At 41.5% G+C, this 26,283-nt stretch carries 22 protein-coding genes and 1 tRNA gene; 11 read left to right on the top strand and 12 right to left on the bottom strand.

Annotated elements, in window-relative coordinates; translation table 11 throughout:
- Positions 1–36: 36 nt before the first annotated feature.
- Together I6E11_RS02155 and I6E11_RS02150 are read right to left on the bottom strand one after the other, a co-directional pair.
- Entirely contained in the window at positions 37–1,668 is a 1,632-nt protein-coding gene (locus I6E11_RS02155; protein ID WP_235336182.1) for a RagB/SusD family nutrient uptake outer membrane protein, read from the bottom strand.
- A gap of 11 nt (positions 1,669–1,679) precedes the next feature.
- On the bottom strand, positions 1,680–4,418 hold the full coding sequence (locus tag I6E11_RS02150; protein WP_235336181.1) for a SusC/RagA family TonB-linked outer membrane protein: 2,739 nt from the start codon (positions 4,416–4,418) through the stop codon (positions 1,680–1,682).
- A 183-nt stretch (positions 4,419–4,601) separates the two neighbouring features.
- On the opposite strand from I6E11_RS02150, the gene I6E11_RS02145 reads away from it, so the two are divergent.
- Entirely contained in the window at positions 4,602–5,423 is an 822-nt protein-coding gene (locus tag I6E11_RS02145; RefSeq protein WP_235336179.1) for an ion transporter, read from the top strand.
- A gap of 68 nt (positions 5,424–5,491) precedes the next feature.
- Here I6E11_RS02145 and I6E11_RS02140 read toward each other — a convergent pair whose 3' ends face one another.
- A complete protein-coding gene (locus I6E11_RS02140; protein WP_235336178.1) occupies positions 5,492–6,073 on the bottom strand; it encodes a DUF3109 family protein in 582 nt (193 codons plus the stop codon).
- Between the two features lie 235 nt (positions 6,074–6,308).
- Here I6E11_RS02140 and I6E11_RS02135 point away from each other — a divergent pair, with 235 nt between their 5' ends.
- Together I6E11_RS02135 and I6E11_RS02130 are read left to right on the top strand one after the other, a co-directional pair.
- Positions 6,309–6,461, top strand: a complete 153-nt coding sequence (locus tag I6E11_RS02135) for a hypothetical protein (RefSeq protein ID WP_204507755.1) — start codon at positions 6,309–6,311, stop codon at positions 6,459–6,461.
- Positions 6,462–6,467: 6 nt separating this feature from the next.
- On the top strand, positions 6,468–7,778 hold the full coding sequence (locus tag I6E11_RS02130; protein WP_235336177.1) for a leucine-rich repeat domain-containing protein: 1,311 nt from the start codon (positions 6,468–6,470) through the stop codon (positions 7,776–7,778).
- 441 nt (positions 7,779–8,219) lie between these two features.
- On the opposite strand, the gene gpmI is transcribed toward I6E11_RS02130, so the two are convergent.
- Positions 8,220–9,734, bottom strand: a complete 1,515-nt coding sequence (gene gpmI / locus I6E11_RS02125) for a 2,3-bisphosphoglycerate-independent phosphoglycerate mutase (RefSeq protein WP_235336176.1) — start codon at positions 9,732–9,734, stop codon at positions 8,220–8,222.
- Between the two features lie 218 nt (positions 9,735–9,952).
- On the opposite strand from gpmI, the gene I6E11_RS02120 reads away from it, so the two are divergent.
- Positions 9,953–10,141, top strand: coding sequence for a type II toxin-antitoxin system HicA family toxin (locus tag I6E11_RS02120; RefSeq protein ID WP_154043426.1), 189 nt, complete (start codon positions 9,953–9,955; stop codon positions 10,139–10,141).
- Positions 10,142–10,180: 39 nt separating this feature from the next.
- Positions 10,181–10,573 (top strand): antitoxin HicB, encoded by a 393-nt coding sequence (locus tag I6E11_RS02115; protein ID WP_154043425.1) that lies wholly within the window; start codon positions 10,181–10,183, stop codon positions 10,571–10,573.
- Positions 10,574–10,617: 44 nt separating this feature from the next.
- Here I6E11_RS02115 and I6E11_RS02110 read toward each other — a convergent pair whose 3' ends face one another.
- From I6E11_RS02110 to I6E11_RS02100, 3 genes are all read right to left on the bottom strand, one after another.
- Positions 10,618–11,553, bottom strand: coding sequence for a DnaJ C-terminal domain-containing protein (locus I6E11_RS02110; protein ID WP_235336175.1), 936 nt, complete (start codon positions 11,551–11,553; stop codon positions 10,618–10,620).
- Between the two features lie 276 nt (positions 11,554–11,829).
- Positions 11,830–12,267, bottom strand: a complete 438-nt coding sequence (locus tag I6E11_RS02105) for an Hsp20/alpha crystallin family protein (RefSeq protein ID WP_154043423.1) — start codon at positions 12,265–12,267, stop codon at positions 11,830–11,832.
- A 415-nt stretch (positions 12,268–12,682) separates the two neighbouring features.
- A complete protein-coding gene (locus tag I6E11_RS02100) occupies positions 12,683–13,303 on the bottom strand; it encodes a ribonuclease HII (RefSeq protein ID WP_235336174.1) in 621 nt (206 codons plus the stop codon).
- Positions 13,304–13,544: 241 nt separating this feature from the next.
- On the opposite strand from I6E11_RS02100, the gene I6E11_RS02095 reads away from it, so the two are divergent.
- Together I6E11_RS02095 and I6E11_RS02090 are read left to right on the top strand one after the other, a co-directional pair.
- A complete protein-coding gene (locus tag I6E11_RS02095) occupies positions 13,545–15,092 on the top strand; it encodes a sigma-70 family RNA polymerase sigma factor (protein WP_235336173.1) in 1,548 nt (515 codons plus the stop codon).
- Between the two features lie 148 nt (positions 15,093–15,240).
- On the top strand, positions 15,241–15,762 hold the full coding sequence (locus I6E11_RS02090) for a hypothetical protein (RefSeq protein WP_235336171.1): 522 nt from the start codon (positions 15,241–15,243) through the stop codon (positions 15,760–15,762).
- Positions 15,763–15,933: 171 nt separating this feature from the next.
- Here the strand turns inward: I6E11_RS02090 and I6E11_RS02085 are convergent, their stop codons facing one another.
- The 5 genes from I6E11_RS02085 to I6E11_RS02065 form a co-directional block, all read right to left on the bottom strand.
- Positions 15,934–18,612, bottom strand: a complete 2,679-nt coding sequence (locus tag I6E11_RS02085; protein ID WP_235336170.1) for a 4-alpha-glucanotransferase — start codon at positions 18,610–18,612, stop codon at positions 15,934–15,936.
- Positions 18,613–18,873: 261 nt separating this feature from the next.
- Positions 18,874–20,835, bottom strand: coding sequence for a DNA topoisomerase (ATP-hydrolyzing) subunit B (gene gyrB / locus I6E11_RS02080; RefSeq protein ID WP_235336169.1), 1,962 nt, complete (start codon positions 20,833–20,835; stop codon positions 18,874–18,876).
- Between the two features lie 187 nt (positions 20,836–21,022).
- Entirely contained in the window at positions 21,023–21,277 is a 255-nt protein-coding gene (gene rpsT, locus I6E11_RS02075) for a 30S ribosomal protein S20 (RefSeq protein WP_204507762.1), read from the bottom strand.
- A gap of 41 nt (positions 21,278–21,318) precedes the next feature.
- Positions 21,319–21,390, bottom strand: a tRNA-Glu gene (locus tag I6E11_RS02070).
- A 194-nt stretch (positions 21,391–21,584) separates the two neighbouring features.
- On the bottom strand, positions 21,585–22,469 hold the full coding sequence (locus I6E11_RS02065) for a LysR substrate-binding domain-containing protein (protein ID WP_235336168.1): 885 nt from the start codon (positions 22,467–22,469) through the stop codon (positions 21,585–21,587).
- 106 nt (positions 22,470–22,575) lie between these two features.
- Here I6E11_RS02065 and I6E11_RS02060 point away from each other — a divergent pair, with 106 nt between their 5' ends.
- From I6E11_RS02060 to recO, 4 genes are all read left to right on the top strand, one after another.
- The gene (locus tag I6E11_RS02060; RefSeq protein ID WP_235336167.1) at positions 22,576–23,439 is read left to right on the top strand and encodes a YncE family protein; all 864 of its coding nucleotides are present in this window, start codon (positions 22,576–22,578) and stop codon (positions 23,437–23,439) included.
- A gap of 5 nt (positions 23,440–23,444) precedes the next feature.
- Positions 23,445–23,882, top strand: a complete 438-nt coding sequence (locus I6E11_RS02055; RefSeq protein WP_235336166.1) for a flavodoxin family protein — start codon at positions 23,445–23,447, stop codon at positions 23,880–23,882.
- 14 nt (positions 23,883–23,896) lie between these two features.
- Positions 23,897–25,345, top strand: a complete 1,449-nt coding sequence (locus tag I6E11_RS02050; protein WP_235336164.1) for a catalase — start codon at positions 23,897–23,899, stop codon at positions 25,343–25,345.
- A gap of 200 nt (positions 25,346–25,545) precedes the next feature.
- The gene (recO, locus tag I6E11_RS02045; RefSeq protein WP_235336163.1) at positions 25,546–26,271 is read left to right on the top strand and encodes a DNA repair protein RecO; all 726 of its coding nucleotides are present in this window, start codon (positions 25,546–25,548) and stop codon (positions 26,269–26,271) included.
- The last annotated feature ends 12 nt before the right edge of the window (positions 26,272–26,283 follow it).

Here is a 26,283-nt window from a genome sequence, read left to right as displayed (position 1 = left end):
CTCTTACGGACATTTTCCAATAAGAGAGGTCTTTTCCTATTTCTTATAACCGGAATTCTGTAATAACCAGTTATTCATCTGAATAATCTTTTCAGGGATTGGGAACACTGTTGTAAATCCGGTTTCTTCATTTTCCAGCTGAGGACGGCTGCTATATGCTTCAGTGTAAACTCCGAACCTTATCATATCCTGACGCCTCCATCCTTCCCAGGCAAGTTCAAGCATTCTTTCATCTAGAATATTTTTAAGAGTAGCACTCCTGGCAGGAGCATTTACTCTACTTCTGACAAGATTAAGCTCTCTGTCACCGTTTTCTCCATTGCGAACTTTGGCTTCACATTTCATCAGGAGTACATCGGCATATCTGTAAAGAACTATATCATTGTCTATAAGTTTTCCGTCTTTGAATGCCGTAGGGTCAACTTCATATTTCTTCATTCTGGCTCCGGCTGTCTTTTCATACGGTTTGCCTGAGACATCGAGTTCTATTTTCCAAGGCTCATAGACCAAACGTGTATTTCCATCATCCAGCATTATAGGATTTCCGTCAAGATCGGTAAGATCGTCATCAAAATAGCAGAAATCAAATCGTGGATCTTCATTTTCTGTACCGTAGCCGAATGTTTCAAGAACATCCAGAGTGGCAGACGCACCGTTCTCTCCACCAAGTCCGTAAGCCTTTGCATGATTATAATGACGCGACCTGAATAAATAAATGAACTGATTGGTATATAATGTCTTATCCATAGGTATAACAAAAATATTCTCGACAGACGATTCGTTGAACACTGCAAAATTAGTCCTATAGTCCGGTTCCAGATTGTATCCTGCCTCTGCTATCTTGTCGCAATAGTATATTGTGGCCTCCCATGCATTCGTCCTTGTTCCGTCTATTGTAAATTCTATATCAGCTCCGTTTGGTCTTAAATTGTCAGTCCATACATCATCTGTATATACCTCGGCATTTAGTGCCAGTTTAGCCAACAGAAAATATGCCACATGTCGTGTAATTCGTCCGTAATACTCTCCGGGGATATTACTACGTTCGTCTGCCAGATAAGGTAAGGATTCCTGGAGTTCATTTACAATCAACCAGAAGATTTCACTCCTTTCTGCCTGTTCTTTCACCGACTTCTCAACTTCTGTTTCCCTTATGAGCGGCACTCTCCCGAACAAATCCATAAGATGGTAATAGAATAATGCCCTTAGAGCTCTGACTTCTGACATCAAGGGTTGTGCATCATCATCACTGTGCTCTGTTGCATAGTCCTTTATTCTTCTGGCAGATTCATTACAAAGCATGACCGATTTGTACAAATATTCCCATGTGGCAAGAATAGAATTGTTATTTGTTCCCCAGTCATGAAGATATAGTCCCTGCCAGAATCCACCGTCATACCAGTCAGCGCCACGAGTAGGCATTATAGCCTCATCGGTGGTAAAAGTATTAAGGTCGTATATACCTCTTCCGGTGCCATGTATCCCCTCACTGTCATTATATCCGCCAATATTATTATAAAGAGTGGCAACACTGTGCATGTACAGTTCTTTCAGATTTCCGGCTATCTGATTTTCGTTTATTGCGTCCTTTGGATTTTCTTCCAAAAACCCCTTGCAAGATGATAGACAAAGGATAAAAGCTGTTATGATGTAAACATATCGTTTCATACGCATAAATTTTAAAAGTTCAACCCGAGGCTTAAAGTATATGTCCTCGATACAGGATAGCTGCGTTTATCGTCAACTCCCAATGTACCGTCTATGCCGGAACTGTTTATAAGCGGAGTAAGTCCCGAATACCCGGTTATAGTGGCAAGATTGTTTATCGTAAAAGCCAGTCTGCAACCCTTCAGCCACAATCCGTCCTTTACTTTCGGTTGCCATCCTATTGTAAGATAATCGAAATTAAGGTAGTTCCCGTTTTCCAGCCAGTAGTCCGTAGCCGTCTGGTCGCGTATCATCTTCTTAGGAGCTTCTTCCATAACATTATAGTCAGGCAGGTTATTCATGTTCATATATGTAAGTGCAGTACCGTTGTAAATCTTATGGCCAAACGCACCGTTCATCTGCAACGATATATCGAAAGATTTATATCTCAGACTGATATTTGAACCGAGTATATATTTAGGTATGGCCTGTCCGGCTATATATCTGTCTTCTCCATCTTCTATACTTACTCCGTCTCCATTCAAATCGGCTATACCGTACACATAACCTCCGTTACCGTCATCTTTCAGACCTGTACATTTAGGCAGATAGAAAACGCCCAATGGCTGTCCCACTATCTGATACACTATATTGTTGTTTCCACCATGAAATCCGGCACCATTCAGTCCGGCAATGGCTGTATATTCGGCAGCTGATATATAATTACCTTCATACATTCCGCCAAGCGACAGCAGTTTGTTCTGCTGATAAGTGAGATTTGCGTTTATCATAAGTTCCCAATCCCCTGTTCTCACCGGAGTACCTCCTACTGATATTTCCACGCCATTGTTTTCCATCGAACCGATGTTTGCCAAAAGGGTATTATAAGTGAACGGAGGAACGCTGACATGATAATTATAAAGCATATCGCTTGTTTTCGACTTATAATAATTGACAGACAGAATAAACCGGCTACCATACATTTCAAGGTCGGCACCAGCATTGAAAGTCTTCTTCACTTCCCATTTCAGATCCGGATTGACATTTCTCAGTGTTTCAAAAGTAACCATAGGCAAGTTACCAACAGGAGCTACCCCGTTCGGTTTAGCCAGACTCATAGTGGTATAAGAACTTATTCCTCCCTGGTTTCCAGCAAGTCCGTATCCCAGTCTGACTTTCAGATTATCAACTATATCAACATACCTCATAAAATCTTCCTGCGATATGTTCCATGCCACAGAAGCAGAAGGAAAAAATCCCCATTTATGGTTCTCGCCAAATTTGGATGACGCATCAGTTCGCGCATTCAATGTGACAACATAACGGTCATCATATGAATAGTTCACACGTCCCAAAAACGATACCTGTCTCGGATCCTCAAAATAAGAGCCTGTACCGTCCCAAGGTCTCAATGCACCGGCCTGAAGATTATTGAAGCCCATATAATCAGATGAAAAGTTTGTAGTTGTAGTATAGAATCCGGAATATCTGTCCTTAGATAACTCACCTAATGCCAATATATCTATAAAATGTTTTCCCATCTGTCTGTTGTATGTAAGCATTATGTTTCCCAGCAGCGATTCCGAACTTCTCAAACCTTTGTATCCCTGTCCGTAAGCCCATACTGTTGTAGGTAAATATTGACTGTCCTCCGTATTATTGTATGTATATGAGCCGAAAAGTACCAGTTTCAGCCGGTATGGAAGATTTACGTTTATTTTAGCATGCGCACTGAAGTATGAGGCTGCCTCACGGTTGTCAACTTCCATCCATGCCAACGGATTTGTTATCTGACTGGCCGTAGTAAGATTATCCCAGGCACCTGAAGCATTCTTTTCTCCGGGGAAAGTAGGATTGAAAGTTGCGGTCGAATAAAATGTCTTCTGCAGGTCGAACAGACTTCTTTCCCTTTTCACCGAGCCGAATATTCCAAGTTCACAATCTACCAAGTTATCTATAAGCTTTTGGTTCAGATTCATGTTTGATGTAAACATCTTCATACCCTCGTTCATTATATCTCCTTCCATATCCAAATATCCAAGAGATACACGGTAAGTAGATTTCTCTCCGCCACCATAAAGAGCAATATTATGATTCTGCCTTATGGCCGTCCTCTCTATTGCTTTCTGGAAATTTGTATTATAGCCTTTGTCTATAATACTCAATCCCAAGCTTGAAGTGACATTTCTGTATTCATCAGCATCGAGCATCCCTATTCTTTTATACACGCTGGAAATACCGAAACTTCCGCTGTAGTTTATACTTGTCTTGCCCTTGATACCTTTCTTTGTCACGACATTTATTACGCCGGAAGCTCCACGCGAACCGTACTGAGCCGTTTCGGAAGCATCCTTCAAAATAGTAAAGCTTTCTATGTCAGTAGGATAAATTGAGGTAAGCAGAGTCATATCCCCTATAACACCATCAACAATGATTAACGGTGAGTTACCTCCCGTTATGGATATAGTTCCACGCAGACGTACCGCATCAAGAGCAGCCGTTCCGTTCCCCCCTTTATTGATAGTAAGTCCTGCTACTCGTCCCTGAATAGCCTCAATAGGATTTACAATCTGTATCTTGTTCATCTGATCTTCTTTGATCAGCTCCACTGATCCGGACAGTTTCTTAATGCTTCCAGTTGCATAGCCGACATTTACTACAGTATCGGCAGATACTTTGTCTAATTCTTGTGCACTAATAGTCTGGCCTGCCAATATTAAAGGCAATGCAGCCAACAAACTAAGCGTATTGGTTCGCTTGTGTTTTTTCATAATGATATCGGTTATTTGTTTTTCTCAAAAATAAGTATTTATATAATGAAAAACAAAAAATAGGCATATAAGGTTGAAATCATATACACATATTATACAAAAAATTATATACTCTGTTCAGACAGATATTTTAAATATCATAGTTTTTATTTACATTTGCCAATAGTGCCTAATATTATAAAAATGAAAAATAATCCCAACAATATCATATCACCTATACGTGAGAAGATAACCACTATAATACGACATGAGAAACTTTACAGATCCATCCACCGTCAACTGATGAAAAAATGGTTTCAGTATTTCGTACTGTTCTTTATTGTAGGATCTATAATTTCAATTATATGCAGCTCGTTTGAAGAATCCGCACCTTATCGAAACTGGCTGTATTTGTTTAACTACATGGCTTCTTTCATCTTTACCATAGAATACGGGTTGAGGATTGCTGCAGCACCTGTGCAGTATGCCCAGTATAAAAATCCGTTGATAGCACGCTTGCATTACATATTTTCTTTTTATGGTTTGATAGATTTTGTTGCAGTGCTTCCTTTTGTGGGTATATATATTTATAAAGAGACACCACATATACACCTTGTGGTACTGGCGTACATACTGATAATATTCAAGCTTATCCGCTACTCACGTTCATTCCAGATGATAGGAACAGTATTGAAGACTGTAAAGGAGGAGCTTATTACATCGTACACGGCATGTGGCATTATGCTTGGTTTCTCAGGAATTCTGATGTACTACATAGAACGTAACGCACAACCCAATGCATTCGAGAATATCGGTGATGGATTCTGGTGGGCCATAGTAGCTTTTACAACTGTGGGGTATGGTGATATATATCCTATCACTCCTATTGGCCGTCTGTTAAGTAGCTTGATAAGCCTGATTGGTATTGCCATGATTGCCATTCCTACAGGTATTATAAGTTCAGCATTTATGAATATGCTGATAGAAAAAAAGCAGAAAGCAGATAAGGATAAAGAACAACAATAATCTATATAACCTTTGGAAACAAAAAATAGATATTGAAGTCTTATTATGTCCTCCAATATCTATTATCTTTAAATAAGTCCTTGTTTTTTCAATTCTTCTGCCACGTTCTCAAGTTCGTCGTACCATGCCTTACCGAACTTTCTTATCAGCGGCTCTTTCAGGAACTTATAAACAGGCAGATTCTCTTTCTTTCCGAGCAGGACCGCAGCCTTGCATACGTCCCATCTGTGATAGTTAACGGCCTTGTAAGGTCCGTAGTCGCCTATTCTGATAGGGTAGAGATGGCATGACACAGGCTTGTAGAAATTGCATCTGCCTTCGCGATAGGCTTTCTCTATTGCGCAATAACAGTATCCTTTCTCGTCGTAACATGTGAATACACAGTCTTTGCCGTTTACGATTGAAGTCACCAGGTCACCGTCCTGGTCGGTATAAACCACTCCCTGTTTGTCTATCACGGCACGTGCTTCCGGCGAAAGCTCATTCCATATCACCGGGAGTACTTCCTCCAGTTTTTCTACCTCGTCGAGCTCTACCGGTGCGCCGGCATCGCCTTCTATACAGCATTCACCCTTGCAGGCATCAAGATTGCAAAGGAACTTCTCGCGGAATACGTCGAGGCTTACTACTACATCGTCTATCTGAACCATAAAGTATATTTTTTATGCAAAGATAAGTCATAGTGGGTATATTCTTGTTATCATACAGAAAAAAAACTAATGCGATGCCTGCTATCCGGTTTTCACGATATTGTGCCCAAGCGCGGAATAAATGAGACATTAAATGATAAAACGATGCGATATTCACATTTTTTTTTTTTTTTGTGACATCTTAATGAAAAACACTATATTTGCTTTTGATGTTTCATTTATAAATAAATTGAATATGAAAGCAATTACAACCTTAAACACCGAGACCATACGAGGAGCCTACGAGGCCCCCAAGTGCGAAATCATCGAGATGCAACAGGAAGGCGTGCTCTGCGGAAGCAACGTCAGCACGCACAACCCTTATCAACAAGACGAATTTACATGGTAATGCCTTATGAAAACAACACGTATCTTATCATTGGCCGCCGCGGTACTGACACTGGCCGCCTGCGGCAACGAAGAGTTCATCGAGAACAATCCGGGCAACGAGGCCGCAAAGCCCGTGCCCATGACCTTTACCGCCGGCATGCCGCAGACACGCACACAGCTGGACGGACTTAATGTGCACTGGGTAGAGTATGACGAGATTGCTATATGGGACGGAAGCGGAGCCTATCAGAAGTTCATGGTCGACGCCGAATCCATCAACGGCAGCAACGCCACCTTCTCGGGCACTGCCCTGCCGGGTGTCGACTACACCGCCTTCTACCCTCTGATAGCCGTAGAAAGCATGACCAACACGTCCGTCACCTTCAATCTGCCCGCCGAGCAGACCCCCGTGGCAGGCACTTTTGCCAACCAGCTGGCGCCCTCGCTGGCCAAGGCCACAGGCGGCAGCACCGACCTGGAGTTCAACAACCTCTGCGCCTTGGTGAAGTTCACCGTGCCCGCCGACATGGCCGGTGAAGGCATCTTCACCCTCGTGGGAGGCAACGGCGAGCCGCTGGCCGGCAAATACTGGGTCGAATACTCCACCGGTAATCAAACACCCGGCTCAGAAAGATACAAGCGCGTCACCCTCAAAGGCAACTTCGAGGCCGGAAAGGACTACTACTTCGTCGTGCTTCCCAGCACGCTGACCAAGGGCTTCAGCCTGCTCTACGAAGACGGCACGGGCAAGCTCTACCGCAAGGCCACCGGCAAGTCAGTGACCCTCACCGCCGGACGCATCCTCAACCTGGGCCCGCTGGCATTGACCGGCTTCGAAAAGGCCGTTGTCAAGGCGATATATGCCAAACTCGGAAGCGGAACTGCAACCGAGAATGCCGACGGCACAGTCACGCTGAGCGATGCCGATTTGACGGCCTTGGCAGCGATGACCACGCTGGACTTAAATGGGTCAAGGATGACCTCGTCGGCCGGCCTCGGCTACTGTACCGCGCTGACCACACTGAAATGCGCCAACAATCAGTTGACCGAGCTGAACCTCAGCGGGCTGACCAAGCTGACCACGTTGTGGTGCCAAATGAACCAGCTGACCACGCTGGATGTCAGCGGGCTGACCCAGCTGACGGAGTTGTGGTGCTTCGACAACAAACTGACCAAGCTGGACATCACCCGGCTGACCAACCTGAACAGAATTTATTGCGGCAGGCAGAAAGACAGCCGGCAGCTGACGCTGACCCTGACGGCGGCACAGGAAGGAGTGTGGAACAGCTGGAGTTCCGACCGTGATAACGTAAGAGTCACCCTCGATGTGAAATAACAGACCGCCTACTGCCATTATCTTCCATCCATCCTTTTCACTTTAGGGCACCACCGGTGGCATTATATATGTACTATGTAAGCAGTGTGATGATTATCCCAATTTGAAAAGAGTATGCTCTTTCCGGAAAAATAACACCATTATCCGGTACAGATATCAGAGCGGAAGATTATTCTATGTATATGTAAATAACAAACGGACACGGACAGAGATTCATACAATCTCACGTCCGTGTCCGTTCGTTTTATATTAGATTAACTTAAGTTTCGCAAGTATTAAAGTACTATCAGACAGCAAGCTGTCTTAGAAGGTAAAGAAGGTAAAGCTTGATACTTTACAACTTTAATGCTTTATCTCCTGAAGCCCACATTTAGTGGGCTGATACCTCCTTTATTACTTTAATACAGCAAGTTTTGCAAATGCGAAACTTGAGTAGATTAATTACTTAATCAGGTCTTTTCCTGTCATATCAGCCGGCTGGGCCATACCCATGATGTGAAGGATAGAAGGAGCAACATCTGCCAATACACCGTTCTCAACCTTGGCGTCCTTGTTTTCTGTTACGTAAACAAATGGAACAGGGTTCAGTGAGTGAGCAGTGTTAGGAGTTCCGTCTTCGTTCAATGCGTGGTCAGCATTTCCGTGGTCGGCGATGATGATTACTTCGTAGTCGTTAGCCTTAGCAGCTTCAACTGTATCTTTCACGCAGTTGTCGATAGCGACTACAGCCTTTTCGATAGCTTCGTAGATACCAGTATGGCCTACCATGTCGCCGTTAGCATAGTTAACAACGATGAAGTCGTATTTCTGAGTGTTGATGGCTTCTACCAGTTTGTCCTTAACCTCGTAAGCACTCATCTCAGGCTTCAGGTCGTAAGTGGCAACCTTTGGAGAAGGAACGAGGATACGGTCTTCGTTGTCGTATGGAGTTTCGCGTCCGCCGTTGAAGAAGAATGTAACGTGTGCATACTTTTCAGTTTCAGCGATGTGAAGCTGAGTCTTTCCGTTTGCAGCGAGGTATTCGCCAAGAGTGTTCTGTACGTTTTCCTTAGGGAAGAGGATGTGTACGCCTGTGAATGAAGCATCGTAAGGAGTCATACAGTAGAACTGGAGTCCCGGGATAGTCTTCATACCTGCTTCCGGCATATCCTGCTGAGTAAGAACGATAGTAAGCTCTTTGGCACGGTCGTTACGGTAGTTGAAGAAGATAACTACGTCGCCTTCCTTTATAGTACCGTCGAAGTTAGCGTTAGAGATAGGTTTGATGAATTCGTCAGTAACACCTTCATCGTATGATTCCTGCATAGCCTGAACCATGTCTGTAGCTTTCTTACCTGTACCGTTAACGAGCAAGTCGTAAGCTTCTTTCACACGTTCCCAACGTTTGTCGCGGTCCATTGCATAAAAACGGCCTACGATAGAAGCGATTTTACCTGCTGATTTTGCGCAGTGTGCAGAAAGTTCTTCGATAAATCCTTTACCGCTCTTAGGGTCAGTGTCACGACCGTCCATGAAGCAGTGGATGAAAGTATTTTCGATTCCGTATTCTTTAGCGATGTCGCAAAGGCGGAACAGGTGGTCGAGTGAAGAGTGTACACCACCGTTTGAAGTAAGACCCATGAAGTGAACGTTCTTACCGTTTTCCTTAGCGTATGTGAAGGCAGAAACAACTTCAGGGTTCTGCATGATGCTTCCGTCGGCACAAGCACGGTTGATTTTCACCAAATCCTGATAAACGATGCGTCCGGCACCGATGTTGAGGTGACCAACTTCCGAATTACCCATCTGTCCGTCAGGAAGACCTACGTTTTCGCCGCTTGCCTGCAACTGTGAGTGAGGGTAGTTAGCCAACAGACTGTCCCAATAAGGAGTAGGAGTGTTAAAGATTACATCGTCTTTGTGATGGTCGCCGCAGCCCCATCCGTCGAGGATCATTAAAAGTGCTTTCTTTGCCATAATTGTAATATGTTTTAGAAGTTTGAAATCCAATTTGTTTTCCGGCTGCAAAAGTACAAAATATCTGCTTTTTGAGCGAATGTTTTGGGGAATTTTAATATGGGGATTATAATTGATTTTTTAGAGTAAACTTTCAATTATAGTAAAAATGAGAATATATAGTTTGTGAATTATTCGTGGATTTACTATATTTGCAAAGTAATAAAGTCAAAAACGCTATGAGTTACAAGTCAGTTAAGGAGGTTGTAACTATGTTGCTTGACAACGGCTTCGTTCTAAAAAGCCAGAAGGGCAGCCACATGAAGTTTGAAAAAGACGGAATAACGGTAGTCGTTCCGAATCATGGAAAGAAAGGCGTTGAAAAAGGCACTTATTACAGCATTTTGAGGCAAGCGGGGCTGAAATAGCCCCAGCCTCTTTTGTTTAACTATAAAATGGTACTTAAAATGAGAACAGTTGAAGTTATTGTGGAACATGCCGGCAACAATCTTAGTGCTTATATCGAAGGTGCTCCTGTTATTACGGTTGGTAATAATATAAGGGAGATAGAAGATAACATGAAAGAAGCCATAGATTTGTATCTGGAGGACAATCCGAATCCGTGCGAAATTCTCAAAGGGGAATTTTCCTTGAAATTTAAAATAGATGCTTCTACATTCATCAACTATTACAGTAGCATTTTCACTAAGGCCGCATTGAGCCGGATAACCGGAATAAATGAACGCCAGTTGTGGCATTATGCGGCCGGAGTACATAAACCTCGCAAACAACAGTTGGAGAAGATTCAGAAAGGTATTAATGCGCTGACTGAGGAATTGGCTGCCATAAATCTGTTGTAGCTGATGAAGTGATTATCTTATGGATTCGTACCGTCATCCGGTTCTTAGCTGTTTTTCAGCTGTGTGAACAGCTCTTTCTGCTTTTCGCTTAAGGATGTCGGTATATTCACATGATATGTCACTATCAAATCGCCGAAGGTGCCTTCTTTCTTATAAACAGGAAATCCTTTGCCACGCAGTCTGACTTTTGTGTCGTTCTGAGTGCCCGGATTTACTTTCAGTTTGACCATTCCGTCTATGGTCTTGACATTAACACTTCCTCCAAGGACGGCTGTGTAAAGGTCGATATCAACATCTGTAAACAGGTCGTCGCCCTCACGTTTGAACTCTGGGTCCGGGGCTATCTGGAAAGTGATGTACAGATCGCCATCGGGTGCTCCGTTGTTACCTTTCTCACCATGACCTTTCAGCTTTATCATTTGTCCGTCAGCAATACCGGCAGGTATGGTTATGCGCAGGTTCTCGCCGTTCACGCTGAAGGTCTGTTTGTGCGTAACGGCTGCCTCGCGCAGTGAAAGGTTCATCTGTGCTTCTATGTCACCTCCACGGTTCATCATGTTGTAGCCTCTTCCGCTTCTGCCCGCTGAGGCTCCATGTCCGAACAGCTGTTCGAAGAAATCTGAGAATCCGCTTGCGTTTCCTCTTCCGAATCCGCCCATGAAATCGTCGCCATTCACGGAGTACCAGTAAGCGGACTGTCCGCCTCTTTCCTGCGCTCTCTGGTATGCTTCACGTTCAGCCTTGAATTCGTCGGCATGTTTCCAGTGTTCGCCGTATTCGTCGTATTTCTTTCTTTTTTCAGGATCGCTCAAAACCTCGTTAGCTTCGTTTATCTCCTGAAACTTGTCTTTGGCGTTAGGGTCGTCTTTGTTCAGGTCAGGATGATACTTTCTGGCCATCTTACGATAGGCTTTCTTGATATCATCTTGCGAGGCATTACGTTCTACGCCCAGTACTTTGTAATAATCTATAAAAGCCATATATTTTGAGTTTTAAAGTTGGTGGTTTATAAATGTTTTTGTGCTCGGAAATTCTTGTAAACAACCTTACATATTCCATAAATACAACCTTTGTTTTTATAAATACAAGTTATATATATAAAAATACAATCTATTGATATATAAATATAAGTTGTATTTATAGAATATATGAAGGCGATTTCAAGTTCTCATAAGCTTGTTTTGAAGTTGTTGTCTTATACAAACAGAGCCCCCCGTTGACTGTTGGCGGGAGGCTCTTATTTAGTTTACCAATGATTAATGTATCTCAATAACACGATTAACCTTAGCTTTTTCTTCTGGTGAATACTTCGGCAACTCGATAGTCAATACACCGTCTGAAACATTAGCACTTATCTTTTCCTTATCAACATTGTCAGGCAAGTAAAGTGACTGTTGGAATTTTGTGTAAGAGAACTCGCGTCGCAAGTATTTCTTGTCTTCTTTATTCTTATCTTCGTTTTCAACTTTCTTTTCCATAGAAATAACAAGTTCATTGTCATCTCCCAAATGGATGTTGAAATCGTCTTTTGTCATTCCTGGAGCTGCAACCTCTACTTTGTAGTTCTTTTCGCTCTCAATAACATTGATAGCCGGGGCTGTAGCGTTAGCTTTTTCCATCCAGTCGTTATCGAAGAAATCATTAAAGATACTTGGTAACCAGTTCTGATTGTAATACTTTCTAATCGGCATCATAGTTTTAATCTCCTATATTTAAGTTATACATTTTCAATTATTTCCGAACTCTTGGTTTTTGAACCTCAAGTTCACTATTGATATTGCAAACTGTATGCCGATATCGGGAGTTTGAATTTTTGTCAGACGGCGTTTAATGTTTATAATCTGATTTTAAACTTTCAGACGATTGTTTTAAATATGTGGAAACATTATTAATATATTCACAGGTGTTGATAAAGTTGGAAGTTGACAAATTGTCATTTAATTATCTTGTTTAATGTGTCAAAATGTCCTTTTATAGACTCTTGCTTCTATATTTAATGTGTTTGGACTGGAAAAATGTTATATGAATTGATTCGGTCGTGCCAAAGTTAGAAGGCATGAAGGCAGAGTTATTAACAGACTGTTAATAACGTAGGTTTTCAACAGGTTGTTAGTAACTCCTGTTGATGTTGAAATCCAACGAAAGCTGTGTATCGCCTAAAAGGTTGTAACTCAGGCGGTGATAAGGAGAAGTTCCGAATTCCTTTATGGCTTGTCGGTGTTTTTTGGTAGGATATCCCTTGTTCATATCCCATGCATACATTGGATATTCACTGTGCAGCCTGTTCATATAGTCGTCACGATAAGTCTTCGCAAGTATTGAAGCGGCTGCTATTGAAAGATATTTTCCATCGCCTTTCACTATTGTGGTGTGTGGAATGTTCTTGTATTTGTTGAAACGGTTACCGTCTATCAACAGATGTTCTGGAGTTATTTTCAGTTGGTCAACTGCTCTATGCATCGCAAGGAACGAAGCGTTCAGGATGTTGATTTTATCAATTTCTTCCGGTTCTACAATACCTATTGCCCATGCCAGTGCTTCCTTTTCTATAACTTCTCTCAGTTGATAGCGCTGTTTTTCAGACAGTTGCTTCGAGTCGTTCAGCATTTCATTCTTGAAGTCCTTCGGCAGAATGACGGCTGCGGCATATACCGCTCCGGCAAGGCATCCTCGTCCTGCTTCGTCGCATCCGGCTTCTATAAGGTTTTCATTCAAGTATGGTAAAAGCATCTTTATGTTTTTTTAAAATTTCCGGGTGCAAAGGTACGCATTTTGTTTTTCATGCAGGAATTTTTTTACACGGAGTTTTCAATGTATTATTCACATACTATGTTGATAGTCCTTTTATTTTTGTCTTCCATGAAATTAAACATCAAACAATCATATAACCTTCTTGATAGTTTTATGTAAAAAAAGTTAAAAGTTGCGCTGCTGTATGCAAAATAATACGATAATATTCATCTTTATTGTAATGGCAACTATTGATATCAAAGAGTTATTAGAACGGTGTAAAAAAGGAGATAAAGAAGCATTAGGATTACTTTATACAACCTTTTCAAGACGGATGATGCGCGTCATCTGTCACTATATACATGATTTGGATGCTGCACAAGATATATTACATGATGGTTTCCTTGTCATTTTCAGCCGTATCAATCAACTTCAGAATGAGGAAAAACTGGAATACTGGATGGGGGCGATAATGAAAAATTTGTCTTTGCGATATCTTAAAGAACAGGATTTTATCCAACAGCTCACAGAAGATTATGATACGTCTGACATTCCAGACTTTGAGGAATCTATCACAATGGAAGAATTGGAGATAATGATCAATCGTCTTCCTGTGGGTTATCAAAAGGTGTTCAGGCTTGCAGTATTGGAGCATAAAACTCATAAAGAAATTGCTAAACTGCTTGGTATTTCAACTCAGACATCAGGTTCTCAACTATTTCATGCACGGGCTATGCTTCGTGAAATAATTGTAAAACATAAATTAGAAAAAGGTATGGTGATATTAGCCATTATCATAATTGCCATGATTTTCCAGCATAATCAAAATGACCATAGAGTTCAAACAATTTCTGAACCAACAAAATTAAGAACAGAAAAAAATAATGAAATAGAGAACAAGGTAGAACAAAATGAGGAATCAATAAAGCAGATTGCCCAGCAAAGCAGTAAGAATACCGCATTACTTTCGGAAATCTGTGTGGAAAAGGAAGATTCCTTTAACCTCTCCACTAAAGCAGAAAATCTGCTTGCTGAAACAAAAACAGAAAATGGAGAGGACGCAGATACAGCTAAGCATGATATTTGTTCTAATCCAAATAAAATGGAAGTTTCTGCCCGCGCGCATCATTCCAATGACTTGCCTATAACAAAAAGAAAAAATCGTAACTTTAGCGTGTCTGTTGGAGGTTCTGTTATAGGCGCGCTTAATACAGAAAATTCATATTTGAAACCAAGTGATAATCCTATTTGGGCAGGCTCTAATGACAAGGTTATAGAGGAATCTGAACACGATCTGCCAATTACATTTGTTTTGAATATTTCTAAAACCCTCTCTAAATATTGGAGTTTAGAAAGCGGGCTGCAATACACATTATTGCGGACAAAACGAATCACAACAACCATATACGATAAACAGTCCGTTTCTGTAACCAATCAGTATATAAAAGCACATTATTTAGGAGTTCCTCTGAAACTTCGTTTTAAGATTTTGTCTATTGACAAATTCTCACTTTCTTCCGGCATTGGAGGAATGGTAGAGTTTCCAGTAAGAGGCAAGGTGAATGAAAGAATAGATGACGGTGAAATGCAAGAACATAATTACGCATTGCCCATGCAATGGTCTGTATATGGTGGAATAGGGATTGAATATCATTTCACGCCGAACATTGGTATCTATGTAGAGCCGTCTATAAACTATTATTTTAAGTCAAGGAGCAGCTATCCTACAATCAGGCAGGACAAGCCTTTTGAGTTCTCGCTTCCTGTAGGCTTGCGTTTTACGTGGTAATTGTTAAAATGGCAGATGATTCTAATTTTTTTTGTGATTTCATGCAATGATTGAGGCTTGTACTACTCTTAATAGTAGAACAGATAAAAAAATAGAAATTATGAGAAATCTTACTAGAATCAGTTGCCTTTCATTAATCTCTCGATCTATGTACACTTTGACTAAATTTGTTTGTCTCTTTCTTCCACTTTTATTATTGTCTTCGTGCAGTAAATATGAAGAACCAGACTATCCGACAGTTGCATCATCTATATTCAATGATGTATTGATTGATGTATTGGATTCAGAAGGTAATAGTCTTATAGATAATGAGGCTATTATGAATGGATTGTCTTTTATTGGAAGGGATGGCTATAAAATACCTTTTCATACCGTTGAAATAGGAGATGAGAAAACAATAAGGACTATTTTTCCTCTTCCTATGGAATCTTCGATGAGTTATTCTGATGACAGGAAAGATGGATATGGAGAGTCTAATCTTACCGTAAATATTAACGGTTATAAATTCAATCTTAGGGGGAAGTTTCATTATACCTGTTCATATCCCAATATAGAGATGTATGGAGGAAATAGTATAAAACTTATAGAGATTCATACTAATGATTCAAATATTACTATAAATAAGGAAACAAATTTTCCAAAGATAACCATCAAAATAACATCTGATTAAATTTGGTCAGAAATTTCTTCTTTGGTTAATTCACCCAAAAAAATCAAATCCAAAGGGTAAACTACCCAAGTCTTGATGGCTGGTGTTAAAAAACAATAGGGCTTAAACAGCCTTTAAATACTGTTTAAACCCTGTTTAGGTGTTGAAAACCTGATTTCTGATGTTGGCTTTTTAGATTCTTCCGCTTTCAGAAATCATGTTTCTTATCTGTTCGTTGAAATCGTCTTTCTTCATAAGGTCTTCCAGAGTGATATGCATTCTCCATCTCCAGTAGTGGCGTGGGTTTGCAGGAACGTTGATGCGTTCTATCTCAATGTCCGGATTGCGCAGACTCTCATCAATTGAGGTCCAGTCTTGCCATGTCAGGATACACAGGAGTGACGGGCAGTTCAGATGATTGTTTACAACTTCACGGCATAGCCATCCTGGAGCATCCTGTGGAACTTCACCCCAATGGCCAAGCTCATAATGATAGTAGCGTTCTGTAATCTGTGCATCTTCCTTCCAATAGCCACGGAGGGTTGACATATCGTGAGTGCCTATAGTACAAACAGAGCGGAACGGATAGTTATAGACATGTCCGAACTCATCTTTAGGGTCTTTAGGCATCCTCTGTATTTCGAGAGATAGAATCTGCAACTGGTTCATTACCCATGGCACACAGTCCGGAACCATTCCGAGGTCTTCACCGCAAACAAGCATTGAAGTTGACTGAGTAAGTACAGGCAGTTTCTTCATCGCCTCGTCGTACCAGAACTTGTTGTGTCGCTGGTAGTAGTAATGATTATACAGTCTGTTGAATGCTTCCTGTTCCTGCCAGTTGAGTTGCTTGTAGATGAAATCGTTCTGTACAGATATTCTAGGGTGATACATTTCAGGATTCTTTCTGTCTTTTACGAACAGAACATTGCTTATCAATGAATAGAGTCCTTCTTTTATGTTGAGGCTTTCCTGGTCAGTCTTTCCAGCAAAATATGCTTCAACCTTACGCTGTGTATCAAATTCAGGGCGCATACGGTAGATGTCGTGATGGTCATGCTGCACGAAAGTGTTGCGTACCTCATCACTTTTCTCGCCGAATATGGTGTTAAGCATATAGTCGTTGATGAAAGGCTCTGTCATGAATTCTTTCTGGAAGTAAAGACCGAAGCCTTTTATCTCGTCTGCGCTCATAGGCAGTGCCGGAACGAATTGTCCCAACAGTCCGTGAACTGAATGCACAGGTATTTCCCATATACGGAAGAAACCAAGTATATGGTCTATACGGTATGCTGTGAAGTATTCAGCCATCTTTGAGAAACGTTTTCTCCACCACTGGTAGTTGTCTTTCTCCATCACGTCCCAGTTGTATGTAGGGAATCCCCAGTTCTGACCGTTAGCTGAGAAAGCATCAGGTGGCGCGCCTGCCTGACCGTTCATATTGAAGTAATATGGCTCTACCCATGCTTCCACACTGCCACGGCTGATACCGATAGGAATATCTCCCTTCAGAATTACACCTTTGCTGCGGGCATGATTAGCAGCTGCAAGAAGCTGTACGTGCAGAACGTATTGCAGGAAATAGTAGAATGAAACTTCAGGATATGTTTCGGCTTCTTTATCACATAGTTTGTCAATTTCTTCTGAATCGTATGTGCTATATTCCGGCCATGTATTGAAATCGGCAGTGCCATACAGGTCTCTCAGATAGCTGAATGCCGAATATGGTTTAAGCCATTCTTCGTTTTTGCTGTAGAATGATTTGAAATCTTCGGATGAAAGGATATTGTCGGCTTCCTGGGTGAATATGTCCCTCAGGTATGCGCGCTTCGCTTTATTCACACCTTCGTATTCCACTTGAGGAAGGCAGTTCAGTTTCTGACGCTCATTTTCATATTCAGCAGCCTTTTCTGCATCTTTGAGGGCAGGGAGTTGTCTCAAGTCGATATACATAGGATGGAATGCGTATATTGAAATAGCATTGTACGGATATGAATCTACCCACGTCTTTGTTCTTGTGGTATCGTTGATAGGAAGTATCTGTACGGCCTGCTGGCTTGTTTCAGCTGCCCAGTCTATGTATGTTTTCAGATCGCCGAAATCACCTACACCGAAACTGCCTTCCGAGCGGAGTGAGAATACAGGTATCGCGCTACCTGCTATTTTTCGTTCCGGCAGGTTGAAGAATACTTCAGTTTCTGTCGGGAAGTAAGTCTCACCGCGCAAAAGCGGCTGTATATGGAAAGTGCGGTTGCATCCACATTCCCATTCCTCCACAGCTCCGGTTTTAGAACTTAATGCAACAAACTTATATTCGAAAGGGAATGTAAGTGATGATGCATCTATTGATATGCTCCATACGTCTGGCATGACTTCCTGCATTCTGAGCGGACGATAATACTCCCAATTGCCAAGTGTGTTGCAGCTGCCTATTATTCCCAGTTTCTGTTCCTTGTGTCTCAGTCCTGGACATAATGCTCTGAATGTGATGCAGCAGCCTACATTGTCAGTAAGTTTCTTAGGCTCTTCGGTATGTGGAATACCGTTGAATGCCGAACTGTATCTGTGGTTCCCTTCCGGCAGATCACGCCAGCAGTCGTCAAAAATAAAATGGTGTTGCTGTGCATTACCTTTTATAATAGAGTGGGGGATTGCGCCAAACTCTTTCCTTACGCATTCTTCATTTCTGAAAACTGTATAACGGTATGGCACTACATCGGAATTATCTGGTAGGTCATAATTGAATGTACCTTGCCATTCCTGACCATCGCGTGTGAAAAGAGGAAGTGAGTTCTTATCGTCATCGTTTATCACGACTCTCAGACTCTCACCCCATACGGTACGATACTTAATACGAAATGTCAGTTTCATATCTTTCTTTTGGTATTAGTGTTTTATTGAGTTTTTATTTTTCCAAAAGTAGTTATTTTATAATAATCCTTATTGCATTTGTAGTAAAAATATAAATGTTTTATGGCATTAAACCGCTTTATACGCTTTGTGGAGCCGTTTCAAGGATTATAAAATATAAATGTATATGAATAAAAAAAGCCTCGGAATCCATAGGCTCCGAGGCTTTCCTCCGTGTAAGATGTGAGGAGGTAAAAAATTTAGTTAAACATATAAGCTACATTATGCATCAATATTGGCATAAGTAGCATTCTTTTCTATAAACTCGCGTCGAGGAGCTACATCATCTCCCATAAGCATAGAGAAAATATAGTCTGCTTCGGCAGCGTTTTCAATCTGTACTTGTTTCAAGATACGTGTTTCAGGATTCATTGTTGTTTCCCAAAGCTGTTCAGGGTTCATTTCACCCAAACCTTTGTATCTCTGAGTATGTATTCCCTGCTCGCTTCCGTCGCCATATTTCTGGATGAAGGCATGTCTTGCTTCTTCAGTGTAGCAATATTCGCTAACCTTACCTTTTGTACATTTATACAATGGAGGAGTAGCTATATACAAGTGACCTTCCTGAATGATTTCAGGCATATATCTGTAGAACAGAGTCATTATAAGTGTGTCGATGTGAGAACCATCGACGTCGGCATCGGTCATGATTATCACCTTGTGATAGCGGAGCTTTTCGATGTTTGCCTTCTTGCTGTCTTCCTCTTCGACACCGAAACGGATTCCAAGTGCCTGTATGATGTTGTTTACTTCATCACTTTCGAATGCCTTGTGCCACATTGCTTTCTCTACGTTCAGGATTTTTCCTCGCAGAGGAAGGATAGCCTGGAACTGTCTGCTTCGTCCCTGTTTTGCGGAACCACCCGCAGAGTCACCCTCGACTAGGAACAACTCACATTCTTCTGCTACACGGCTTGAACAGTCGGCCAGTTTTCCAGGAAGTCCGCCGCCGCCCATAGGACTCTTGCGCTGTACAGACTCGCGTGCCTTTCTGGCTGCGATACGTGCTGTTGCTGCAAGTACCACCTTGTCAACAATGACTTTTGCTTCTTTAGGATGTTCTTCAAGATAGTTTGAAAGAGCTTCACCCACAGCCTGCTGCACGGCGCCGCTTACTTCGCTGTTTCCAAGCTTAGTTTTTGTCTGACCTTCAAACTGAGGTTCAGCAACCTTTACAGAGATTACTGCGATAAGACCTTCGCGGAAGTCCTCGCCCGATATTTCAACTTTTGCTTTTTCCAGCGCCTTGCTCTCTTCGGCATATTTCTTCAATACACGTGTAAGTGCTGCACGGAAACCACCTTCGTGAGTACCGCCTTCTATTGTGTTGATATTATTTACATATGAATGCAGGTTTTCGCGGAAACCTGTGTTATACATGATGGCACACTCGATAGGAACACCCTGTTTTTCGGTGTTCAGATAGATTACATCATCAAAAAGTGGAGTATTTGTAGAGTTGAGGAAACGTACAAATTCCTTTACACCTTCGTCCGAGTGGAATACTTCGCTCTTATAACTTCCGTCTTCTTCAATCTCGCGTTTGTCTGTAAGGGTGATTGTAATACCTTTGTTCAGGTATGCCAGTTCTCTAAGACGTGCCTGAAGAATGTTATATTTATATTCGGTTACGGTGAATATCGATGCATCCGGCCAGAAAGTCTGCTTTGTACCTCTTAGCTCTGTAGTGCCAATTTTCTTTACGGGGTAGAGTGGCTTACCGCATTCGTACTCCTGCTGATAAATCTTACCGTTGCGGAATACGTTTGTAGTCATGTGAGTAGAAAGTGCGTTCACGCACGATACACCCACACCATGCAAACCTCCGGAAACTTTATATGAACCTTTGTCGAATTTACCTCCGGCGTGCAACACTGTCATAACGACTTCCAGGGCAGATTTCTTTTCTTTCTCATGGAAATCGACAGGAATACCACGACCGTTGTCCTGTACGGTGATTGAATTATCTTCGTTTATTGTTACTTCTATGTGTGTACAATATCCGGCGAGCGCTTCGTCGATGGAGTTATCCACAACTTCATATACGAGGTGATGTAAACCTTTTTCGCTGATGTCGCCGATATACATAGCGGGACGTTTACGTACGGCTTCAAGTCCTTCAAGTACCTGAATACTACTTGCCGAGTAGTTATTTCCGCTGTTTGGTGTCAGTTCTTCACTCATGTTTTTAAATAGTTTATTTAATCGTTCAAAGTTACGAAAAATCTGTGTAATAACCTTTCGCAACAGCCAAAAAAAAGGTGAAAATCAGCATGTTTTTTGATTTTCACCGTGCTTCAGAATGCGAAGTGTATAAACGACAAAAGGCTAGGTAGAAACCTAGCCTTAATATCTTTTTAAGGTACTAAAATTAAGCAATCTTAGCGATGTGTGCAGCTAATTTTGACTTCAAGTTAGCAGCCTTGTTCTTGTGGATAATGTTAACCTTAGCCAATTTATCCAACATTTTCTGTACTTTTGGATACAATGCTACTGCTTCAGCTTTGTCTGATGTAGCACGAAGTTTTCTCACAGCATTACGCATAGTCTTAGCATAATATCTGTTGTGAAGTCTTCTTTTTTCTTCCTGTCTAATTCTTTTGATAGATGATTTGTGATTTGCCATCTCGACTAATCTTTAATATTGTTCGTTATACTGTTTATTTGTAGCCCGTGGGGGAATCGAACCCCCCTTTCAAGAATGAAAATCTTGCGTCCTAACCGATAGACGAACGGGCCATCCTATATCGGATTTTCCGATGTTGCCGAGGTTATTATTTCTCGATTGCGGATGCAAAGGTATGAAGTTTTTTCAAAATACCAAAACTTCTGTATTATTTTTTTTCTAAAGAGGTAATAAAAAGTTTTTTATTGTAGTTAAATACCGTTTGTATCTGTTTTCGGATGTTTAAATATATTTGTAGACTTCAGTGTTATTCGTATTTTACTGCCTTTTGTACGTATTCGGCAAATTCTATTGCCGATTTTTTTCTGTAGCTACCTTTGGGCCAAAACAGGTAAGCCTGTGATGTCAGTATTTCGGCCGATAATATAGGAATTGCTTTTAAATCAGGTTCGTCTTTTATGGCAGCTCTAGTCAGTATAGTTCCCCAGTTCCCTTTCCTAATTAGGTGGATGATTGTCTGTACATCGTTTATTTCCATCACTGTATTGAGCATAATGTCGTTCTTGCAACATACCTCATCTGTCTTCATTCTGGTGGCAAATCCCACAGCAGGCAGAATCAGGTCAATATCCTGAATTCTTTTCAGCGAGATTGATGACAGGCGAGACAGTGGGTGTGATTCGTGTACTATGAAATACAGTCTCGAAGAGAATAGTTTTATCTTCTCATAATCTTCATCGATTTCTTTCGGTTCGAACGACAGTACACAATCCACATGCTTATTCTCAAGGAGTTTTATCTGCTCTTTTGACGTGCCGAAATTTATAATGACCTTTATTCCCGGGTATGCCTTTTTGAATTCTGTAATGGAACATGTCAGCAGATGGCTCAGACTGTAGGTCACACCGATATTGAGGGTGCCTGTCATGATACCTTTCAAATCCTTTATAATCTGTTTCCCGTTTTCTGCCTCAAGAATGGAGTTTCTTGCAAAAGGCAGGAAGGCAAGTCCGGCTTCGGTTGGTATTATTCTTTTGCCAATTCTGTCGAAAAGCAGAACATTGAGTTCGTCTTCCAGTTGCTTGATCTGTTGCGACAGAGTACTTTGTGAGATATGCAGCATTCTTGATGCTTCGGAAAAGTTTTTCAGTTCGCAGGCTTTCTCAAAATATTTCAGTTGTCTTAGTTCCATTTAGGCTTTATCGTTTTTATCAATAACTGTTATCGGAAAATAGAATTTCGCAAATATAGTAAAATATCTTTTGCATATTTATATTTGTTACAAATTTTAAATGCGTATGAAAAGTTTATTGACTATTATGTTTATGGGAGTCTGTGGATATGTTTCAGCACAGGCAGGATTGAGTGTTGTAAATGACGGTTTACGTTTTTGCGAAAGTACATTACCTTATAACAATGGTATTCTTATAGCCAATTTCGGAACTGAGAATTTGAATCCGTTGAATGATGAAGGCAAGGGATATATAATGTATTATAAGGATGGAAAAACGGAGACGTTTATTCCTACTGACGGAAATCTGTCCGCTCCAAAGGGAATGCTTGCACAAGGAGACAGACTCTTTGTCTGTGATGTAAACAAGATTGTAGTTTATAGCACAGTTAATAAGACATCTAAGCCTGTAGTTATCAGGTTGCCGGAAGGGCATCTGTTCGTAAACGACCTTGTTGCCGACGGTAAATACCTGTATGCTTCTGTTACAAATTCGGACCGTATATTCAGAATAGATATCAGCGGTGATAAAGGTTATACTCCTGAAGAATGGCTGAAAGTGCCTGGCCCTAACGGTTTGCTCATTAATAACGGCAGCATGTATGTAGCATCTTATCCTGCAGATGGAAATACAACAGGAAAGAATGTTATATATAAGATAGGTGATATGGCTAATCCTAAACTTGAGAAGTTTGTCGATATTGCAGGACAGTATGACGGTATTGCAACATCTACCGACGGAAATTACATATATATCACAAACTGGGCTCCGGCTTCTGTAAGCAAAGTAAGCCTTTCCGACCGTTCCGTCGCTCCTGTCAATATCAGTCTTGACAGTCCTTTGATAGGCCCTGCAGATATTTCAGTTAAAGAAGGATACATCTATATACCTGATTTGCCAAACAGCAGAGTCGTAATAGTTAAGGAATAACGATTATGAAAGCGACGGTTTTATACTATAGCCATACCGGCCGGACGGCAGCATATGCCAGAGAGATTGCTATGTATCTGTGGTCGAAAGGACTTGATGTCAGTTTATCTTCAATTTCGGATTTCGACAAACAGAGATTGTTGAAATCAGACATTGTGTTATCGGGGTGTTGGACTTGCGGCTGGTTTGTTATAGGGCAGCATCCTCATCGCAAATGGATAGATTTCAGTAAATCTGTTGCAGATTTTATAGATGAACACAAAGTTATGTTTTTTACTACTTACAAGATAAGGACAGGAAGTATGTACAGCAGGATGAGTAGGGCTATGAACATGACAAGAAAACGAAAACATGTTTTTTTGAAATCGAAGACTGCCCATTTGACTGATGAAGACAAAACTAAACTAGATATTTTTATACATAGTAACATGTTAACTAAATAATTAAGTAGGTATTTATGGAAACGAAAAAACTAACTACAGCCCAAGGCGCACCGGTAGCCGACAATCAGAACGTGGCTATTGCCGGAAAAAGAGGCCCTATGCTTTTGCAGGACGTGTGGTTTCTTGAGAAACTGGCACATTTTGACAGAGAGGTAATTCCTGAAAGACGTATGCATGCGAAAGGTTCGGGCGCTTTCGGAAAATTCACCGTTACTAATGATATTACCAAGTACACTAAAGCAGCCATCTTTTCAGAAGTAGGCAAGGAGACAGAACTCTTTGTCCGTTTCTCTACTGTGGCTGGAGAACGCGGAGCTGCCGATGCAGAACGTGATATCAGAGGTTTCGCCATTAAGTTCTATACAGAGGAAGGCAACTGGGACCTTGTGGGAAACAATACTCCGGTATTCTTCTTGCGCGACCCGCTTAAATTCCCTGATTTGAATCATGCCGTTAAGCGCGATCCTCGCACAAATATGCGCAGCCCTAAGAACAACTGGGATTTCTGGACACTGCTACCCGAAGCACTACATCAAGTAACAATCACGATGAGCGACAGAGGTATTCCGTATTCATACAGACATATGCACGGATATGGAAGCCACACATTCTCGTTTATTAATGCCGAAGGTGTACGCACATGGGTGAAATTCCATCTTCACACTATGCAGGGAATCAAGAATCTGACTGACCAGGAAGCCGAGGCCATCATTGCCAAAGACCGTGAGAGCCATCAGCGCGATTTGTACGAAAGTATCGAGAAAGGTGACTTCCCGAAATGGAAGATGTTCGTACAGCTTATGACAGAAGAACAGGCAAGAAACTGTCCTTACAATCCGTTCGACCTGACTAAGGTATGGTCGCATAAAGAATATCCGCTGATAGAGGTAGGTATCATGGAACTCAACCGCAATCCTGAAAACTATTTTGCCGATGTGGAACAGGCAGCTTTCAATCCTGCAAATGTAGTTCCGGGAATCAGTTTCTCGCCTGATCGTATGCTTCAGGGACGTTTGTTCTCATACGGCGATACCCAGCGCTACCGCCTTGGTGTGAATCATCATCAGATACCTGTAAACCGCAGCCGTTGTCCGTTCCTGAATATGTATCATCGCGACGGACAGATGCGTGTGGACGGGAATCACGGTTCTACCATCGGTTACGAGCCTAACAGCTTCGGTGAATGGATGAACCAGACTGAATACAAAGAACCGCCTTTGGAACTTGACGGAGCCGCATATCAGTGGGATTACCGTGAGGACGATACAGACTATTATTCACAGCCGCGAGCTCTCTTCCGTCTGATGACACCTGAACAGCAGCAGGTATTGTTTGAGAACACCGCCCGTGCTATGGGTGACATACCTGTAGAAATCAAGCGCAGACACATTGACAACTGTATGAAAGCCGATGAGGCTTACGGTCGTGGAGTAGCCAAAGCGCTTGGGCTGGAAATTGATTGATTGTAGATGCTGCAATAAATAAAACAAAATGTGGCCGCGTTTTAATTAAAATGCGGTGTCATTTAATATAAAACGCGGCCATGTTTTTTTTAAGTCTTTGCAGAGGCTTTTATTATATAGGAAAAGAAATACGCCAATTGTATAAATAACTTTGCAACTGTTTTCAGTGTTTCGTAATTTATTGATAACTTTGTATTGATATGTTGCAGAGATATAAGGGAATAGTATTATGTTCATTCAAGTATAATGACACAAAAAATATCGCTCATGTTTTTACACTGGAGAATGGGCGAATGTCTTTTCTTGTGTCTGCTTCACGTTCGAAGAAGCATGGTTCCATAAGTTTGTTGTTTCAGCCTTTGGCAATGGTTGAACTGGAAGCTGATATCCGTCCATGTTCTTCATTACATCCTGTTCGTGAAGCCCGGCTTTGGCATGTATTCGCTTCACTTCCATATAATCCGTATAAATCAGGAATAGCGATGTTCCTTTCAGAGTTTCTTTTCCGTGCCTTAAAAGAAGAGGGTAGAGATGAGGCTCTTTTTTCGTATTTGTCCGGTTCGGTGATGTGGCTTGATGCCTGCGAGAAAAGTTTTTCAAACTTCCATCTTGTGTTCCTCATTCGTCTGTCGAGGTTTTTAGGGCTTTATCCTAACACTGAGGATTATGTGGAAGGAGCTTATTTTGATATGATGAATGCATGTTTCACAATGGAGAAACCTTTTCATGGGATGTTCCTCCATCCGGATGAATCGGCGCGTATAGTCAATCTGATGCGTATGAAATACGACAATATGCATCTGTTTGCCATGAACCGTATGGAGAGAAACAGGTGTCTGGATATTATAAACGAATATTACCGGTTGCATTTACCGGATTTCCCGGAACTAAAGTCTCTATCGGTATTGCAGGAGCTTTTTATATAAGAATACCCGTTG

Origin of the sequence: Bacteroides caecigallinarum, from assembly GCF_021531075.1 — a bacterium.
Classification (GTDB): domain Bacteria; phylum Bacteroidota; class Bacteroidia; order Bacteroidales; family Bacteroidaceae; genus Phocaeicola; species Phocaeicola caecigallinarum_B.
The sequence above is the reverse complement of the archived record's forward strand: the minus strand, read 5'-3'. Positions and strand labels throughout refer to the sequence as shown.